We start from the raw sequence: 17,076 nt of genomic DNA on the forward strand, positions 1-17,076 counted from the left end.
CGCCCCACCCGACGCCGACGCCCTAGCGTGATCGACCGTGACGAACAGCAGGATCGCACCCTGGGCCTCACCGCAGGCGCAACGCAGGCTCGCCGAGGTCGAGGCCGCCGTGTCCGCCGACCTGACCCCGACCGGTGTCGCGGGCACCGTCCGCAAGGCGCTCGAAGCGCACGCCGCCCAGGTCGACGACGACGGGATCGTGCTCTACGCCGGCACCAACGTGCTCAGCCCCGGCGCCGCCGAAGCCGTGCGGACCACCGTGTCCAGCCGGCCCAGCATGGGCTGGCCCGGCGAGAAGTACCAGGTCGGCCTCGACCACCTGGACACCCTCGAAGTCCTCGCGCCGATGCTCGTCGCCTCCCTCATGGAAGGCCGGTTCGCCGAGGTCCGGCTCCAGAGCGCGACCCTGGCCAACCTCGCCGTCTACACCGCGTTCGCCCGCGCCGGCGACAAGATCGCGGTGCTGCCCGAGTTCGCCGGCGGCCACGCCAGCCACCACGCCCAAGGGGTGCCCGCGATCCGCGGCCTGACCGTGGTCGACCTGCCGTACCTGCCCGACGAGCTCGACCTCGACTACGGCAAGCTGCCCGGGTTCCTGCGGGTGCACCGGCCGCGGATCGTGGTGATCGGCGCGAGCATGATGCTGTTCCCGCACGACGTCGCCGCGGTGCGCGCGGCAGCCGACGAGGTTGGCGCGGTCCTCCTCTACGACGCCTCCCACATGGCCGGGCTCGTCGCGGGCAAGGAGTTCCAGCGCCCGCTGCACGAGGGCGCGCACCTGATGACGTTCTCCACCTACAAGTCGTTCGGCGGCCCGTCCGGCGGCTGCGTCGTCACCCGCGACCCGGAGCTGGCCGAACGCGTCTCGAACGTCGCCTACCCCGGGATGCTCGCCAACTACGACGCCGGACGCCTCGGCGCCCTCGCCGTCACCGCCGCCGAACTGGCCGAACAGGGCCCCGACTACGCGCGGGCCTGCATCGCCAACGCCCAGGCGCTGGGCGCGGCGCTGGCCGAGAACGGCTTCGACGTCGCCCGCCACGACGGCGTCTTCACCCGCTCCCACCACCTCGCGATCGACGCCCTCACCCTCGGCGGCGGCGACGCGGCGGCCGTGCTGCTCGGCGAGGCGGGCGTCTACCTCAGCGGCATCGGCCTGCCGTGGCAGCGCATCGACGAAGGGCTGCGCGGCCTGCGCATCGGCACCCAGGAGATCACCCGACGCGGCTTCACCCCCGCGCACCAGCCCGCCATCGCCGCCCTGATGCGTCGCGCCCTGCTCGACCGCGAAGCACCCGAGCGCGTCCGGGCCGACGCCGTCGCGCTGCGCCGGGAGGTCAACGCGACCAGCTGACCGGCAGCCGGGATCACGCGGGCGAACACCTGTTCAGGACGGGTGCGCCAGCCGATCGAGGACCGTAGTCGTCCTCATTGGCGCATAGGGTGGCGTGGTGACCGAGAAGCTGACGACCCGCGCGTTGAACCGGGCCACCCTGCACCGCCAGTTCCTGCTCGACCGGGTGGACCGCAGCGCCTGCGACGTGGTGGAGCACCTGGTCGGGATGCAGGCCCAGGAGCCGTTCTCGCCCTACTACGGCCTGTGGTCGCGGATCGGGTCGTTCCAGGCCGACGAGCTGGGATCACTGCTGCTGGACCGCCGCGTGGTCCGGGCGTCGCTGCACCGCGCCACGATCCACCTGGTCACCGCGGCCGACCACGCCCGGTTCGAACCGCTGATGCGGCCGTTCCTGCACCGCAGGTTCGCGTCCTCGCCGTTCGGCTTCGTGACGGACGGCCTCGACGTCGACGAGTTCACCGCGGCCGTCACCGCCCTGCTGGAGGAGAAGCCCCGCACCCGGCGCGAGATCAGCGACCTGCTCGGCTCGCGGTGGCCCGACCGCGACGCCACCGCGCTGGGGTACGCGGGCAGCTTCCTCGTGCCGTCCGTGCAGGTGCCGCCCCGCGCCGTCTGGGGCAGGTCGGGCGCGGCGGCCTGGACCACCGCCGCCCACTGGCTCGGACCGGTCGGCCCCGCCGCGACGATCGAGGAGTTCGTGCGCCGCTACCTGGCCGCGTTCGGCCCCGCGTCGGTCAAGGACGTGCAGACCTGGGCGGGCATGAGCCGGCTCAAGCCCGTGGTGGAGGCGATGGACCTGCGGGTCTTCACCGACGAGCGCGGCCGGACCCTGTACGACCTGCCGGACGCCCCGCGACCCGACCCCGACACGCCCGCCCCGGCGCGGTTCCTGCCCGAGTTCGACAACCTGCTGCTCGGCCACGACGACCGCACCCGCGTCATCTCCGACGAGGACTACCGGCGCGGGATCATCATCGGCGGCAAGCCGACGCTGCTGGTGGACGGCTTCGTGCACGGCACCTGGAAGATCGCCCGCGACGGGCTGGACGTCGAGGTGTTCCGGCCGCTGACCCGCGCGCAGCAGGCCGACGTGCGGGCCGAAGGCGCCCGGTTGCTGGGGTTCGCGGGCGTGGCGGGGGACGTCCGCCTCTAGATTTGGACGATTGTCCAGTACGATCGTCCAATGACGGTTCGGGAACGGTTGCTCCGCGCGGCCACGGAACTCATCGCCGAGAAGGGCTGGGGCGCGGTCAGCACGCGCATGCTCGCCGACCGCGCCGGCGTCGGGTCCGGCGTCGTGCACTACCACTTCGACTCCACCCAGGCCGTGCTCGTGCAGGCCGCCGTCGGCGCGCTGCGATCCGCCGTGGACGACCTCGCCCCGGTGCTGGACCGGGCTTCGACGCCGACGGACGCGCTGACGCTGCTGCTGGCCGCGCTGGACGAGCACGGCGGGCAGGAGCTGTTCACCGAGACGTTCCTCGCCGCCACCCGCAACGACGAGCTGCGACAGGCCGTGGGCGACGTGCTCGTCGAGTTCCGCCGCACCCTCGCCACCTGGCTGGAGTCCCACGACGTGCCCACCCCGGCGCAGACGGCCGCGGTGCTGGCGGCGGCCGTCGACGGCGTGCTGCTGCACCGCGCCCTGTCACCCGACCTGCCGGCGGACGTCGTCGTGCCCGTCCTGGGACGGGTGCTGCGGTGAAGGTGCTGGTCAGCGGGGCGGGAATCGCCGGACTGGCCCTCGCCCACCGGTTGGGGACGCTCGGGCACCAGGTCGTCGTGCTGGAGCAGGCCGACGGGCCGCGCACGTCCGGCTACATGATCGACTTCTTCGGGCCGGGCTACGACGCGGCCGAGCGGATGGGCGTGCTGCCGCGCCTGCTGGACCTGGGCTACCGGGTGGCGGAAGCCGCGTACGTCGACGCGCGCGGACATCGGGTGGCGGGGCTGCGATTCGACCGGATGGCCCGGGCGGTGAACGGGCGCCTGGTGAGCATCCTGCGCCCGGACCTCGAACGCGCGTTCCGCGAAGACCTGCCCGTCGGGGTGACGCTGCGGTTCGGCGCCCGCGTCGTCGCGGTCCAGGACGGCCCGACCCGGGTCGACGTGCGGTTGGCCGACGGGTCCACGGTGTCCGGTGACCTGCTCGTCGGCGCGGACGGCGTGCACTCGGCGGTGCGCGGGCTCGTGTTCGGCGACGGCCACATCCGGTACCTGGGCTTCCACACGGCGGCGTTCACCTTCGACGACCCGGAGGTCCACGCGCTGGTCGCCGGCCGGTTCTGCGTCACCGACACCGTGAGCCGCCAGGTCGGGTTCTACGGGCTGCGCGACGGGCGGGTGGCGGCGTTCACCGTGCACCGGACACCGTCACCGGACCTGCCCGCCGACCCGCGCGCGGAAGTCGTCCGGGCCTACGGGTCGCTGGGGTGGGTCGTGCCGCGGGCGTTGGCGCGGTGTCCCGAGGAGATCTACTACGACCAGGTCGCGCAGGTGCAGCTGCCGAAGTGGTCCTCCGGCCGCGTCGTGCTGGTGGGTGACGCGTGCGGCGCGGTGTCGCTGCTGGCCGGGCAGGGCGCGTCGCTCGGCATCGGCGGCGCGTGGGTGCTGGCCGACCACCTCCACGACCTGACCGCCTACGAGCACACGTGGCGGCCGGTCGTGGAGGCGAAGCAGCAGGTGGCGCGGTCGGGTGCGCGCTGGTTCCTGCCCGCGTCACCGTGGCGGCTGCGGGCGCGGCGGGTGGCGATGAGGCTGTCGGGCCTGCCCGGCGTCGACCGGGTGGTGGCCACGAGCCTGGTGGGCAAACCGGTCACCCTCGGCTGACCCCGGCGCCGCCCTGCGATCACGGCATGACCGACACCCCGAGGACCGGCCCTGAGGTGCCACTCACCAGTGGGCGGTCGGGGGCCGCGGCGAAGGGCGTCGGTGCGGTGACCGCCCTGTCCGTGGCCGGTCTCGTCGTGGCGGGCATGACCGTCGCCATCACCCACGACGCCGAGAAGACCGCCGCGCTGGAAGCCGCGGGGACGCGTGTCGAAGCGGACGTCGTCGCGGCCGAACGGGTCGAGAGCGCGGACGAGGTGGTCTACGAGATCGTGCTGCGCATCCCGGTGCCCGACGGCGTCACCTTCGACGTCGAGCACCGGTGCACCCACTACGCCTGTGCCGCCGCGACCCGGCGGTCCGCGACCACGCGACCGGTGATCGTGGACCCGATGACCCGCGCCTGGGCCGTCATCCACTGACCTCGGGACGCCGCGGGCCCGCCGACCGCACCGCGTCCAGCTCCGCTTGCAGCCGGTCGAGCTGGCTTTCCGCGCGTTCGGCGCGGACCTGGGTCTGGGCGCGGGCCTGCTCCAGGGCGTCGAGGCGTTCGCGGGCGGCGCGTTCGACCTGGTCGAGCTGGGCGCGGTGGGTGTCACGCTGGTCGGTCAGCTCGGCTCGGGCACGGTCGAGTTCGGCTCGGGCGTCCTGGGCGGACTGCTCGGCGCGTTCGGCCTTGACCCGTGCCTCGTGCGCGGCGTCGGCTTCGGCCCGGACGGCGGCCTGTGCCTGCTCGACGCTCGACTTGGCCTCGGCGACGGCCTGCTCGACTCGGGCCTGTGCTTCGGCCTGCGCGCGGTCGACCTGCGCCTGCGCGTCCTGCCGGGTCTGGTCGACCTGGGCCTGGGCGTCCGCGCGGACCTGCTCGACCTCGCGCACGGCCTGCCGCCGGGCTTGTTCGGCGTGGGCGACGGCATCGGCCTTCGCCTGCTCCACCTGGGCCTGCGCCTCGCGCCGGATCTCGTCCACGGTCGCCGCCGCTTCCACCCGGACGGCGGCGACCTCGTCCTCGGCGCGTGCGACGGCGGCGTCGGCTTCGGCCCGTGCGGCGTCACGCTGCTCGTAGGCGGAAGCGGCGTCGAGCTCGGCCTGTTCAGCGGCGCGCACCGCGTCCTCGGTCGTCGCCTCGGCGGCCTGCCGTGCCTGTTCGGCGTCACGTCGCCGCCGTTCCGCCTTCGCGACCGCCGATTCCGCCTCGGCGACCCGCCGCGCGGCCTCGGCCTCGACCGCCTGCACCTGGCTCTCGGCCACGCTCGGGTCGGCGATCGCGGACAGCTCCGCCACAGCTCCGGTCATCGTGGTCGACAGCTGTTCCGCCAACACCCGGAACCGCTCCAACAACTCTTCAGCCCTGATCTTGCCCGCAGTGATCCCCTGCGAGCCTTTCGTCACGGTGACGACCTCCTGCTCCCCCTCCGCCGCCTGCGCCAACCGCTGCCGCTCCCGCCACGCCCGCCACCGGGTGTGTTCCGGCAGGTCGCAGTACTCAGCCGGCCGTCCCGGCCCGCCACCTCGAATCACCACCCGCGTGCAGCCGGGGTAGTTGCAGGTCAACGCGGAGGTCTCACTCGTCGTCACGGCAATATCGTAGCAGAATACCGTTAACAACGTTATTAGATACAACGCAACGCTATGACCGGAGTTGATCCTGGCTTCCGATAAGTGAACCTTATCGGAAGTCAAGTATCCCAGATGTTGCTGGCGAGGTTCGTGAGTGACGCCTAGTCGAACTGTCAGGCCTTGAGCTGGGCATATGCAGCGACGTGTCACGGCACGGCCGCACGCCGGGCGCACGTTGACTTCCGACAGTGGACGTGACTAAGCCTCCACCATCCGACGTCACCGATCGGACGCCGTATCTGGTTGTCCGCCGGCAACTGGACATCGTCCACGCGCTCCCATCGTTGAGACACCGGACGCGCGGAGACCTCGTGGCCTCGCCCGCGAGATCTTCTGCGGCCATACGCGAGTCCTCCACGGGTCGATCACCGCTGTCGAAATCACGGAGAAGGCGATTTCGGACGCGGTCGGCATCGACAAGCTCGTTACGGCAACCTGACAGGACACGCGTGGAAGTCCGACGTTGACCGTCGGCGGATGCGGAGTGTCGGTGTTCCCCGGCTCGTTTGACTCGCATGAGCTGACATCGGAAACACCCGGCCACCGTCGTATGCGCAGGCGGCACGGGCCGGTGCGCGAGTAGGCTCGGGGGCGCGGTGCGTCCGACTGTGGCGTCGAACGCACCGACGGTCCGGGGGAACCTCGTGGGCCACAACGTGGACGAGCACGTGCGACTGGCTGGCGACGACCCGGTCCGCCGGCGCGTGGCCGTAGAGCAGGTCGCGCGGTTCACCGCGGTGCTCGCCCTGTGCCGGCCCGACGACCCCGGTCGACGAACACCAGCAGCGAGCTCACCGGAGCAGTTCGGTCCTCACAGGGATGAGAACCGGCGCCGGGCTGTTGGCGACCTGGTGCAGGGAGACTGGTGTTGGGATCAGGTTGCCATGTCCGGCCGTTGTCCGGTCGGGTAACCGGACAACGGCTACTGGCTCAGTGCCACCCGTGCCAGGTGATGGCTCGCGTGGCACTGAGCCAAGGCAGGTCCCGCGCCAACGGCGACCCGCCAACTCGCTCTCGTGTCCGGGCCACGGACGAACGGAGTCGAGGTGAAGACTGCGGCCCATAGGACTCACTGCCTCGGGTTCAACGATAGGCGGAGCGAACCGAGGCTGCCAGCGCGCCCAGGACGAAACACATGCCCAGAAAGTTTGTCCTGGACGAAATCAGTGCCCTGACCTGCGCCCCAGTCACAGCGATCTGCTGTCCAGATCGTCCTCTGGACGTCCGTGAAAGCTCACTTCCGTGCGTTTGCCGCCTGTTCCAGCCATCATGGTGTCGTAGAAACACCACATCCGCGAGCTGCTTCCCCAGGTACCGGATCGGCGCCAACCGGCCGGTACCCGTGAGCCCGTCGGAGGTGGACGTGTCCGGGCCACAGCACGTCGAGAACGGGTGAGGATCATGATCATCGCTTTCACTCCCGCGAACAGCGGATCGTTTTCATGCTTACCGCTGCCTGCGGTGTTCGTCCGGGCAGTGGTGCTGGTAGTCGTCTATGTCTTCGTCCTGGTCCTGTTGCGCTGGGGATACGACACCAACATCACGCTGATGCTCGTGTCGGTGCTGAGCCTGGTCGCGGTGAGAACCGGCCACAGCCTGCTCAGTCCTCCTCGCACCAAGCCGTCGATCAGCCTCTCCCGCTGACCGGGCCCCCGCATGGCCAGCCAGCCCATGCCCCGGGAAGGCACCACCGCGCGTTCGTCGCCTGGGCGCCCTGCGGCGCCCAGGCCGTCGCGCCCGGCTCCGTCCGCGTCCGCACGCCGCGGTCCGTCACGCCGCCGAGCAGGCCAGCCGACGGACGGCAACCCCGCCCCCCACGACTTCGTGCTGGGCGGCTGGCAACCGCCGTCGCGCGCGATGTCCACGGCGATGACCGCCGCCACCCTGTCCGAGCTCGCCAAGGCACTGGACGAGTTGCGTCGCGAAAGAGGGCTGTCCTACGCCCGGCTGGGACGCAAGGCGCAGGGTGTCCCAGGCATCTCCCGCACCAGCGCTCACGCCGTCATCACAGGAAGGCGTGATCTCGACCTGGTGCTGCTACGCGGCTTCCTGGTCGTGTGCGACGTCTCCTCCGAGGAACGCCTGCGCTGGCTCGGCGCGTTCGACCGGCTCACACGAGCTGCGGCTGCCGAGCCCGAAATCCTGATTCCGGCGACCCTGTCCGCTGCCCCGGTCATGCCGCGTGATCCCGCCCCTCCCGCGCCCACCTACGTCGACCCGCAACCGCCGCACCACCACACCGCGTGGCCGACCCTGGAAGACGTGCGCCGAGCCTATCCCCGCAGACCCAGGCCCATCCCTGATCATGTACACAGGCACCTGCCGTGGCTGCTGGTCCCGGCGGTCGGGGCACCACTGTGCGCCATCCTCATGACGCGCCACGCGATCCCCGTCCCCACCATCCTCGGGTTCCTCGTCATGGCCACGGTCGGACTGGCGCTGTGGACCATCCACCTGCCCGGCGTCGGCGCCGGGCGGCGCCTCGAGAAGCCCTACGTCCGGAAGATCGAGCTCGTGGACGACAGCGAGGCATTCAGGGTGGACAGGCTGGCCGCTCCCCCGGTCATCGGGTTGTAGCCATGGCAAACAACCGTGCTGAACCTCGCCGCGAACGGCCCGACGCGGACCGTGCTGCTCAGGGCGTGGGCGACCTGAGAACTCCGCGTGACTTCCTGACGCTGCTCGACGCCATGCGCAAGAGCAGGAAGTTGTCCTACCGACAGATCAGCCAACGGGCGGGCAAGGGCATGGCCAGCAGCACCGCACAGGCCATGGTCGTCGGAGACACCCTGCCCCCATTGCACAAACTCGAACTCTTCCTCGCCGGTTGCAACGTTCCTCCCGAGGAGCGCCGACGGTGGATCCACACCTGGCACCGGATCAACCAGAGCACCCCGGAGGCATCCGGCACCGCCCCCGACGCCCTCCCGACGCCCGACACCACGCCGCAGACCACCGGCCGGGATGTCCTCCCGGCGCGCCCGTCCCAGCCCGTCACCCCACCCGTCCCTGCTCCCGTCCCACCGCTACAGCGTCAACGCAGCCGGAGCGCCGGCATGCGGCGGCTTCGGTTCACTCTTCTGGCGCTCACGGCGTTCACCACCGCGGTGGGTGTCCTGACCGCCAGCGCAATCCTGATGTGGCTGCACCACGTGCCAACCGAGATCATGTTCGCCGTTTACGGCCTGCTCACCGTCAGCGTCACCTCCTGGATGATGGTCGCGCAACGCCACCCCCCGGCCCGTGACCCCACGCGCGGCGACTAGCAAGACGAGCCGCGGCGCGGTGCCTTCGGCGACCGACCAATCGTCACGAATGGCCCGGCTGTTGAGCCCCGGACACTCCTTTATCCGCCGCCCCGTCCACCGCAGCCACTCACCCTTCCCGACACCGCCCTGGCGATGTCCAGCCGCGACACCCTGACGGAGACGAGCCATGTCCTCACCGCAGCCACCGCTGTTCACCCTCCGACTTGCCTTGATTCTCCTACTGGCGCTGGTGTGCGGAGGCATCGTCGGTCTGCTCGCCTGGTTGGCGGGGGACAACATTCCCGCCGCCGTTCTCGCCGGGCTCACCGCCGTCGGGTTATCGGCGATCGCCTTCCACAACCTGATCGAAGATCCCTCGAACGATCACGGCCGGGGCGCTCCCAGCTGACGGGGACGAGTGCAAGCCGCCGCCAAGCAGCCCCATTGGCGACGTGACGCTCCAGCGTTGCGATGAGTTGATCGGTCAGCCCGGAGTGGGCCGTCGGGTGGCCCGGACAAGGGTGAGGTGCAGCCCAGCATGGACGACACGCCGTCAAGACCCGGCCGTTCCCGCGGCGGAGCCCCTCCTTCACTCGACGAGCGGGCTCTGCGCAGCCGGTACGGGCAACCAGCGGTCGACCTGGTCCTGCTGCTGGACCGCCTGGCCCGTGCGGGCGGATTCAGCAGGAACGATGCCGCCCAGCACTGGGCCGCTCAGGATCCGGAGGGCGCGCGGCATCACGGGATCCTCAGGGTGTCCGACACCGGCGCACCGGCAATCGAAAGACGCCGGTTGTCCGAGACGATGAAGATGGACAAGGGTCCTGTGCCCACGGGGCTCGTCGAGGCGTTTCACGAGCTGTGGGCACGGCAACGCCCGACCTCCGAGGTGCGGACGGTCGCCGACCAGTTGACGCGGTTGTGCGACGAGGTGGTGCAGGCGAGTCTGGCTGCCGTCGGGCCATCGACGGGACCTCGCAAGCCCCGCACCACCGCGAAGGCCGCCGAGGTCGCTCGGCTCAAGCAGGACCTCCTGGTCGCACAGCGGGAGCTGCTCGAGGCGGAGAAGACCGAGACCGAGCTCAGAGGTCTGTCCAGCGTCTTGTACGTCGCGTTGGTTGGCTTGCAGAGCTCCCACCAGCGCCTGCTCGATGAGCGGAACGAGGCGCTCGGGAAGGCAGAGGCAGACGGGAACGCGATCCACGACGTCCCCGAGGAGGCCCAGCACGAACTGCGGCGCACCCTCGAACGTGCACTCGCGGCCGAGCGGATGGTCCAGCAGCTGCAAGCGGACAACCACGTCCTGGTCGCCCACCTGGATGCCCTCCAGAACTACGTCGGGCTGTCCGATGCGAGGGTTGTCCGGCCCGGACAAGTCCAGGACAACCGGTTGACCTGGACTGTTGGCCACGAAGAAGTGGGCAACGCGTCGGACGTGGTACGTGATCCCACCGCGCCGCCATGGGTGAGGCAGGACCCGTCGGTCACCGTGGCCGGATCGCATCGGCATCGGCATCGGCTGCAGTCGGGTTGGCGCAGGACCATGACTGTGCTGACCGGACTGGTGAGCTCGGGCGAGAGCCCGGCCGACGTGCGCCGGCGGGAGTTGATCGCACGTATCGCGCGTCCGTCAGCCGGATGCCACAAGATCGTGGTGGTCGGGGTGGAGGACGGCGTCGGGGGAAGCACGGTTACCGCCTGCCTGGGCGCCGTGCTGGCACGCCTTCGCCACCGCCCTGCGGCCGACCGTTTTGACCGGGTCATTGCCGTGGACGCCGACTCCGACCGCGGCACGCTGGCACCGGAGGTTGTCCGCGAGACCACGGCGACAGTCCGAGACCTGTTGCGCGACACGTCCCGGATCGCCCGTCACAGCGAGATCCGCGCCTACACGTCCCGGTCGCGCAGCGGACTGGAGGTCCTCGCGTCCGAGAAGGGCCCGGTGATGGCCGAGGCGTTCAGCGAACAGGGCTACCTGCGCGCGGTGTCGCTGCTGGAGCGCTTCTACGACATCGTTCTCGTCGACTGCGGAACCGACCTGACGCACCCGGCCGCGAAGGGCATCCTGAGCCAGGCGGACTCGCTCGTGCTGGTGTCGTCAGGTTCGGTGGACGGCACCCAGACCCTGGCCGCCACATTGGACTGGCTGGAGGCACACGGCTACCGCGACCTGGTCGCCAAGTCCACTACTGTGATCAACTCGGTGCGATCGGGCTCAGGCAGGATGGACCCGGAGAAGCTCGCCGCGTACTTCGTCCAACGCTGCCGCGCCGTCGTGCGGATCCCGTTCGACACGCGGCTGGAGATGGTCGCGGAGATCGAGTTGGAAAAGTTGGGCTCGAAGACCCGGTTCGCCCTGCTGGAACTCGCCGCCACGGTGACCGACGACTTCTCCGACTTCGACCCTCGCGCTCTTGCGGAGGAGCTTCCGACTGGGCCGGTCGCGATCGTTCCGAGGGAGCCCGCGACTGGGCCGGTCGCGTTCGTTCCAGTAGAGCCTCTCACCACGCCGACCATGATCGCCCCGGGGTTGGCGCCGTACAGGGGCACCACGATCCCGTGGACGGAAAAAATCAAGATGATCACAGTGCTCTACGATGCGGGAAGGATGACGCATGCAGACTTCACAAGAGCGCGGAATTTGGCGCTCGAATCAGCCGCCTTCTCGCGGGCGGAGATCGAGAGGGAATTTCGTGCCCTGGTCAACCGGGCCGTCGGGATGACGTGGCGAACGATCTCGAAGCTGATTTTTCATCATCCGCAGTTCCCCACTCCGGACCAAGCTTCAGCGAGGATCGACACCGCCTGGGGCCTGGGGGCGCTGACGGAGCAGGAGTATGTGAACAAGAAGTACTGGCTGTGGGAATTCGGGCAGCATAATCCTCCTCAAGTTCCACGTGCGGACGCCATTTATGTGCTGGACGCCCGGCTCGCCTACGGAGAAATATCGCCCGAAGAATACGGCGGGCTGGTGGCCGCGGTGAAGCAGCGGGAAGACCTCTACCCTGATGGATACCCCGACAACCCCAGGAGATCATGGCCGCCTCCGAATTAGACGGAGGTACGTGGTCGGCTCGACCTCGCCGTGGGCCGACGTGACGAGCGGCCGACTGCGCGTCACGGCCGGGACAATCGTGGCATGGACCTCTTCGAACGCTCGTGGTCGGCGTTGCGCGAGGCGGTGGCCGGGTTGGCGGACGAGGACTTCGCGCGGCCGTCGGGTTGTGCCGGTTGGCTCGTGCGGGACCTGGTGTGCCACCTGGTCATCGACGCGCAGGACGTGCTGATCACGTTGGCGACCCCGACGCGGGCGGAGGCGACGCGGGACGCGGTGACCTACTGGAACGTCACGTCGACGCCGCCGACCGGTGACGACCCGCTCGACGCGTTGACGGTCCGGTTGGCCGCCGCGTACGGGGAGCCGCGGTTGCTGGAGTTCCACCTCGACGACGTCGGGTCGGCGGCCGGCCGGGCCGCCGGACTCGCCGATCCGGCGGCGCGTGTCGGCACCCGTGGCGAGGTGCTCACCGTGGCCGACTACCTGTCCGCGTACGTCCTGGAGTGGACGTTGCACCACCTCGACCTGGTCGCGCATCTCCCCCGCGCGCCCAGGCCGCCCGCCGAGGGCCTGGCCCGGGCGCGCGGAATGCTGGAGGAGATCGCGGGAGGGGCGTTCCCGGCGTCCTTCTCCGACGCGGACGCGTTGGCGGTCGGCACCGGGCGGCGGGCGCCGACCGACGCGGAGCGGGCCGAGCTCGGCGAGTGGGCCGCGAGACTGCCGTTGGTTCTCGGTTGACGAGTGGGTTTCCGCTGGTGAGCGGACGGGGTAACCGGCGGATCACCTCGTGGGAAAGGATGTCCTCATGATCGTGCCTCTGGACTTGGCCGACGACGAGACGGTGCGGGCGGTGCACCGGATCGCGGCGCGGTCGTACGCGGTCGAGGCGGACCTGATCGGGAGCACGGCGATACCCGGGTTGCACGAGTCGGTGGAGGACATCCGCAGCGCGCCGTTGCGGTGGCTCGGCGGGTACGTCGACAACGACATGGTGGCGTTCGTCGGCTACGCGAAGGTGGACGGCGTGCTGGACATCGACCGGTTGTGCGTGGAGCCGAGCCACTTCCGGCTCGGGTTCGCCAGACGCCTGGTGGAGCAGGTGCTGGCCGAGGGCGGGCCGGCGATCGTGTCGACGGGTGCGGCGAACGCGCCCGCCATCGCGTTGTACGAGGGGCTGGGGTTCCGGTTGGTCGACACGGTGGTGGTGGAAGGCGGGCTGCGGATCGCCCAGTTCGGGCACCCGGGGTTGATCTAGGACCGATCCTGTCCTACTCGGGTTCCAGCGTCGGTGTCGTGACCGAGATCCGAGAGTTCCGCATCGCCGTGCCGCAGACCGACCTGGACGACCTCGCCGACCGGCTCGCCCGAGCCCGCTGGGTGCGGCCGCTGTCCGGCACGGGGTGGCAGCGGGGTGTGCCGGTGGACTCCCTGCGCGACCTGGCCGAGTACTGGCGCGGTGGGTTCGGCTGGCGGGGCAGGAGGCTCGGTCGAACGCGTTCCCCCGGTTCGTCACGGAGGTCGACGGGCTGGACGTGCACTTCCCGCGCGTCCGCGGCGACAACCCGGACGCGTTGCCGTTGCTGCTGGTGCACGGGTGGCCGAACACGTTCGTCGAGTTCGTGGACGCGCTGGGGCACCTGCGGGACTTCCAGGTGGTGGTGCCGAGCGTCCCGGGGTTCGGGTTCTCCGGGACGCCGACCGGGCCGTTCGACGTCGCCCGTGCGGGCCGGGTGTTCGCCGGGCTGATGGCGCGGTTGGGGTACGGGCGGTACGGGGTGCAGGGAGGCGATCTCGGCGCCTACATCGCGCCGGAGGTGGCGAAGGCCGCGCCGGAGCACGTGGTCGGGGTGTTCGTGAACGGTGGCCTGGGGTTCCCGACCGAGGCGGACCTGCCGGAGCTGACCGACGAGGAGCGGGAGTCCTACTGGCAGATGCGGCAGTGGTCCGGCGCCGGGGTGGACCACCACGCGTTGCTGCGCGCCGCGCCGCAGACCTTCGCGGTGGGGTGGCACGATTCGCCGGTGGCGCTGCCGGCGTGGTTGATGCACGAGTTCCACGAGTCCACCATCACGGTGGGCTCGCCCGAGCAGGCCGTCGACCGGGACTTGCTGCTGGTCGACGCCACGCTGTACTGGTTGACCGGCACGGCGGGGTCGTCGTCGTGGTTCATGTACGACAACGAGCGGTTCGCGTGGCCGCAAGGGCAGCGGCTGGTGCCGACTGGCGTCTACAGCGGTCCACCCGCGATCCGGCGGCCGGCCGGGCGGCACAACGACATCGTGCACTGGCCGCAGGCGAAGCCGGGCGGGCACTTCGTGGCGCTGGAGGTGCCCGGCCTGTTCGCGGACGAGCTGCGCGCGTTCTTCGGGGAGGTGCGGTGAACCGGGTGATCGGCCGGCGGTTGCGCCGGCACTCGTTGCTGGAGCCGTCGGCCGACCCGGTGGCGGTGGTGCGGGCGATGTGCGGCGCGCACGCGCAGGTGATGTCGGCGGCGGAGCTGTCGATCGGGGTCCGCACGGCGCTGACCCGGCAGCAGGTGCGGGACGCGTTGTGGGTGGACCGGACGTTGGTGAAGACGCGGGGGCCGCGTGGCACGGTGCACCTGCTGCCGACGGCCGACCTGCCGATGTGGACGGGGGCCTTGTCGGAGTTGCCGCACCGGCTGCGGCTGCTCACCGAGGAGCAGGCGGACCAGGTGGTGGCGGCGGTCGCGGACGCGTTGCGCGACGACGAGCTGACCGGTGACGAGCTGACCGAGGCGGTGGTGGCGCGCACCGGCGCGTGGGCGGGCGAGCGGGTGGTGGAGGCGTTCGGCGGGACGCCGTGGCCGCGGTGGGTGGAGGCGATGGGTGTGGCGTCGAACCGGGGCGCGATGTGCTTCGCGCCGAACAAGGGCCGGAAGGTGGCGTACACGAGCCCGCAGCGGTGGTTGCCTGGTTTCGCGCCGGCCGGGGACGGGGCGGTCGGGCTGCTGCACGCCTACCTGCGGTCCTACGGGCCGGCGACGCAGGCGCACTTCGCGAAGTGGCTGGCCGCGCCGAAGCGGTGGGTGGACGGGGTGTTCGAGCGGGCGGACCTGGAGCGGGTGGACGGCGGGTGGGTGGTGCGCGGCGACACGGCGTGGCCGGACGAGCCCGCGGCCGGGGTGCGGCTGCTGCCCTACTTCGACGCGTACGTGGTGGGCAGCCACCCGCGTGAGGTGGTGTTCCCGGGTCGGGCGTTCGAGCGGGCGTTGTCGGGCGGGCAGGCGGGGAACTTCCCGGTGCTGCTGGTGGACGGCGTGGTGGCCGGGGTGTGGCACCAGAAGCGGTCGGGTCGGCGGATCGTGGTCACGGTGGAGCCGTTCGCGGCGTTGTCCCCGGCGCACGCGGCCGGGTTGGACCGGGAGGTGGCGCGGGTCGGCGAGTTCCTGGAGGGGCGGCCGGAGCTGACCGTGGGCACGGTGTCGGTCGGCGGGCACGCCTGATCGGGCGTGGGGCGGGCCGCCTCCCCCGGCGGGCCCGCCCGACGCCCGTGCTCAGGCGGCGGCGCCGAACCACGTGGGCAGGTGGGCGACCAGGTCGTCCTGGTCCTCGCCGACCCACGCCACGTGGCCGTCCGGGCGCAGCAGCACGGCGGGCGCGTCGAGTTCCTCGCTGACCGCGACGACGTGGTCGACGCGGTCGGCCCAGCCCGCGGTGGAGAGCCGGCCGGTCTGGTCGAGCAGCAGGCCGCGGCCCGCGTGCGTCAGCTCGTAGAGGCGGCCGTGCTCGAGCCGCACGTCGCGCAGCCGCCGGCCGAGCAGGGGGTGCCCCTCGCCGAAGTCGTAGCGCAGGGCGGTGGCGGTGATCTTCTCGGTGAGGTGGCGGTTCACCTCGTCGAACTCCATCAGTTCGGCGATCAGCCGGCGCACCGCCCGCGCCCCCGGTTCGAGGGACATCAGCTGCATCTGCGCGCGCGTGGTGTCGAGCACGGCGGCGGCCACCGGGTGCCGTTCGGCGTGGTAGCTGTCCAGCAGGCCGTCCGGCGCCCAGCCGTCGACCTGGGCGGCGAGCTTCCAGCCCAGGTTGAACGCGTCCTGCACGCCGAGGTTGAGCCCTTGGCCGCCGACGGGCGGGTGGACGTGCGCCGCGTCGCCGGCCAGCAGGACCCGGCCGTCGCGGTAGCGCTCGGCCTGGCGGGTGGCGTCGCCGAAGCGGGAGAGCCACCGCGGCGAGTGCACGCCGAAGTCGGTGCCGGCGTGCGCCTTGAGCTGGTGCTTGAACTCTTCGAAGGTCGGCGGCGCGGTGCGGTCCTCGGTGACTCCTTCGGCGGGCACGATGACGCGGTGCAGGCCGTCCGCGAGGGGCATGAGGCCGAACCGGAGCTGGGTCTTGCGGACCTCGGCCACCACGGCGGCCACCACCTCCGGTGCCGCAGCCACCTTCATCTCGCCGAGCAGCGTCTCGGTCCGGCTGGGCTCGCCGGGGAAGTCGACGCCGAGCAGCTCGCGCACCGTGCTGCGGCCTCCGTCGCAGCCGACGAGGTAGCGCGTGCGCAGCCGGGCGCCGTCGGCCAGGGTGGCGGTCACGCCGTCGTCGTCCTGGGTCAGTCCGACCAGTTCGGCGCCGCGGCGGATCTCGGCGCCGAGTCCGGTGGCGTGTTCGGCGAGCAGGCGGTCGGTGGTGGGCTGGGGGATGCCCAGGACGTACGGGTGGGCGGTGTCGAGCCGCGGTGACGGCTTGGGGATGCCGGCGAAGAAGCCGCCGACCGGGTGTCGCCGCCCGTGGGCGAGGAAGCGTCCCAGCAGGCCGCGCTGGTCCATCACCTCGATGCTGCGGGCGTGCAGGCCGAGCGCGCGGACGACTTCGGTCGGTTCGGGCCGCTTGTCCAGCACGAGCACGCGCACGTCGTGCAGCCGCAGTTCGCCGGCCAGCATCAGGCCGGTCGGCCCGCCGCCGACGACGATCACGTCGATCATTCAACCCCCTGGTGGACCACGGTCG

Annotated in this window: 16 protein-coding genes and 1 pseudogene; 15 read left to right on the forward strand and 2 right to left on the reverse strand. The window is 71.2% G+C overall.

Translation table 11 applies throughout. The annotated features are described in order from the left end of the window. Positions 1-37: 37 nt before the first annotated feature. From EDD40_RS02900 to EDD40_RS02920, 5 genes are all read left to right on the forward strand, one after another. Positions 38-1,354, forward strand: coding sequence for a serine hydroxymethyltransferase (locus EDD40_RS02900; RefSeq protein ID WP_123741523.1), 1,317 nt, complete (start codon positions 38-40; stop codon positions 1,352-1,354). A gap of 97 nt (positions 1,355-1,451) precedes the next feature. Continuing rightward, positions 1,452-2,510 carry a winged helix DNA-binding domain-containing protein gene (locus tag EDD40_RS02905; protein WP_342777748.1) on the forward strand — a complete coding sequence of 353 codons (1,059 nt, stop codon included), beginning with the start codon at positions 1,452-1,454 and terminating at the stop codon, positions 2,508-2,510. A 30-nt stretch (positions 2,511-2,540) separates the two neighbouring features. Next, positions 2,541-3,062, forward strand: a complete 522-nt coding sequence (locus EDD40_RS02910) for a TetR/AcrR family transcriptional regulator (protein ID WP_123741525.1) — start codon at positions 2,541-2,543, stop codon at positions 3,060-3,062. Then, a complete protein-coding gene (locus EDD40_RS02915; RefSeq protein ID WP_123741526.1) occupies positions 3,059-4,186 on the forward strand; it encodes an FAD-dependent monooxygenase in 1,128 nt (375 codons plus the stop codon). Before EDD40_RS02910 ends, EDD40_RS02915 begins: the two co-directional genes overlap by 4 nt. Positions 4,187-4,242: 56 nt before the next feature. Beyond that, entirely contained in the window at positions 4,243-4,608 is a 366-nt protein-coding gene (locus tag EDD40_RS02920; RefSeq protein ID WP_123741527.1) for a hypothetical protein, read from the forward strand. Here the strand turns inward: EDD40_RS02920 and EDD40_RS02925 are convergent. Further along, on the reverse strand, positions 4,598-5,764 hold the full coding sequence (locus EDD40_RS02925) for a coiled-coil domain-containing protein (protein WP_211348063.1): 1,167 nt from the start codon (positions 5,762-5,764) through the stop codon (positions 4,598-4,600). The two genes, EDD40_RS02920 and EDD40_RS02925, sit on opposite strands and share 11 nt — an antisense overlap. 1,443 nt (positions 5,765-7,207) lie before the next feature. On the opposite strand from EDD40_RS02925, the gene EDD40_RS02930 reads away from it, so the two are divergent. The 10 genes and pseudogenes from EDD40_RS02930 (at position 7,208) to EDD40_RS02965 (ending at position 15,578) form a co-directional block, all read left to right on the forward strand. Further along, a complete protein-coding gene (locus EDD40_RS02930; RefSeq protein WP_148088662.1) occupies positions 7,208-7,450 on the forward strand; it encodes a hypothetical protein in 243 nt (80 codons plus the stop codon). A 213-nt stretch (positions 7,451-7,663) separates the two neighbouring features. Then, a complete protein-coding gene (locus EDD40_RS41360; protein ID WP_170184927.1) occupies positions 7,664-8,383 on the forward strand; it encodes a helix-turn-helix domain-containing protein in 720 nt (239 codons plus the stop codon). Positions 8,384-8,385: 2 nt separating this feature from the next. After that, positions 8,386-9,072 carry a helix-turn-helix transcriptional regulator gene (locus EDD40_RS02935; RefSeq protein ID WP_148088663.1) on the forward strand — a complete coding sequence of 229 codons (687 nt, stop codon included), beginning with the start codon at positions 8,386-8,388 and terminating at the stop codon, positions 9,070-9,072. A gap of 169 nt (positions 9,073-9,241) precedes the next feature. Then, a complete protein-coding gene (locus EDD40_RS02940; RefSeq protein ID WP_123741530.1) occupies positions 9,242-9,463 on the forward strand; it encodes a hypothetical protein in 222 nt (73 codons plus the stop codon). A 129-nt stretch (positions 9,464-9,592) separates the two neighbouring features. Beyond that, positions 9,593-12,109, forward strand: a complete 2,517-nt coding sequence (locus tag EDD40_RS42280) for a MinD/ParA family ATP-binding protein (RefSeq protein WP_211348064.1) — start codon at positions 9,593-9,595, stop codon at positions 12,107-12,109. Positions 12,110-12,193: 84 nt separating this feature from the next. Further along, entirely contained in the window at positions 12,194-12,850 is a 657-nt protein-coding gene (locus EDD40_RS02950) for a maleylpyruvate isomerase N-terminal domain-containing protein (protein ID WP_123741531.1), read from the forward strand. 67 nt (positions 12,851-12,917) lie between these two features. Further along, positions 12,918-13,367: a GNAT family N-acetyltransferase gene (locus EDD40_RS02955; protein ID WP_123741532.1), complete on the forward strand. Its 450-nt coding sequence runs from the start codon at positions 12,918-12,920 to the stop codon at positions 13,365-13,367. 68 nt (positions 13,368-13,435) lie between these two features. Continuing rightward, a pseudogene (locus EDD40_RS43130) lies at positions 13,436-13,671 on the forward strand (epoxide hydrolase N-terminal domain-containing protein); the annotation flags it as partial. A 60-nt stretch (positions 13,672-13,731) separates the two neighbouring features. Next, on the forward strand, positions 13,732-14,493 hold the full coding sequence (locus EDD40_RS02960; RefSeq protein ID WP_246038284.1) for an alpha/beta fold hydrolase: 762 nt from the start codon (positions 13,732-13,734) through the stop codon (positions 14,491-14,493). Next, entirely contained in the window at positions 14,490-15,578 is a 1,089-nt protein-coding gene (locus tag EDD40_RS02965) for a winged helix DNA-binding domain-containing protein (RefSeq protein ID WP_246037372.1), read from the forward strand. Before EDD40_RS02960 ends, EDD40_RS02965 begins: the two co-directional genes overlap by 4 nt. A 51-nt stretch (positions 15,579-15,629) precedes the next feature. Here EDD40_RS02965 and rox read toward each other — a convergent pair whose 3' ends face one another. Next, entirely contained in the window at positions 15,630-17,051 is a 1,422-nt protein-coding gene (rox, locus tag EDD40_RS02970) for a rifampin monooxygenase (protein ID WP_123741533.1), read from the reverse strand. Positions 17,052-17,076: the final 25 nt, after the last annotated feature.

The sequence above is a fragment of the Saccharothrix texasensis genome (genome assembly GCF_003752005.1).
GTDB lineage: Bacteria > Actinomycetota > Actinomycetes > Mycobacteriales > Pseudonocardiaceae > Actinosynnema > Actinosynnema texasense.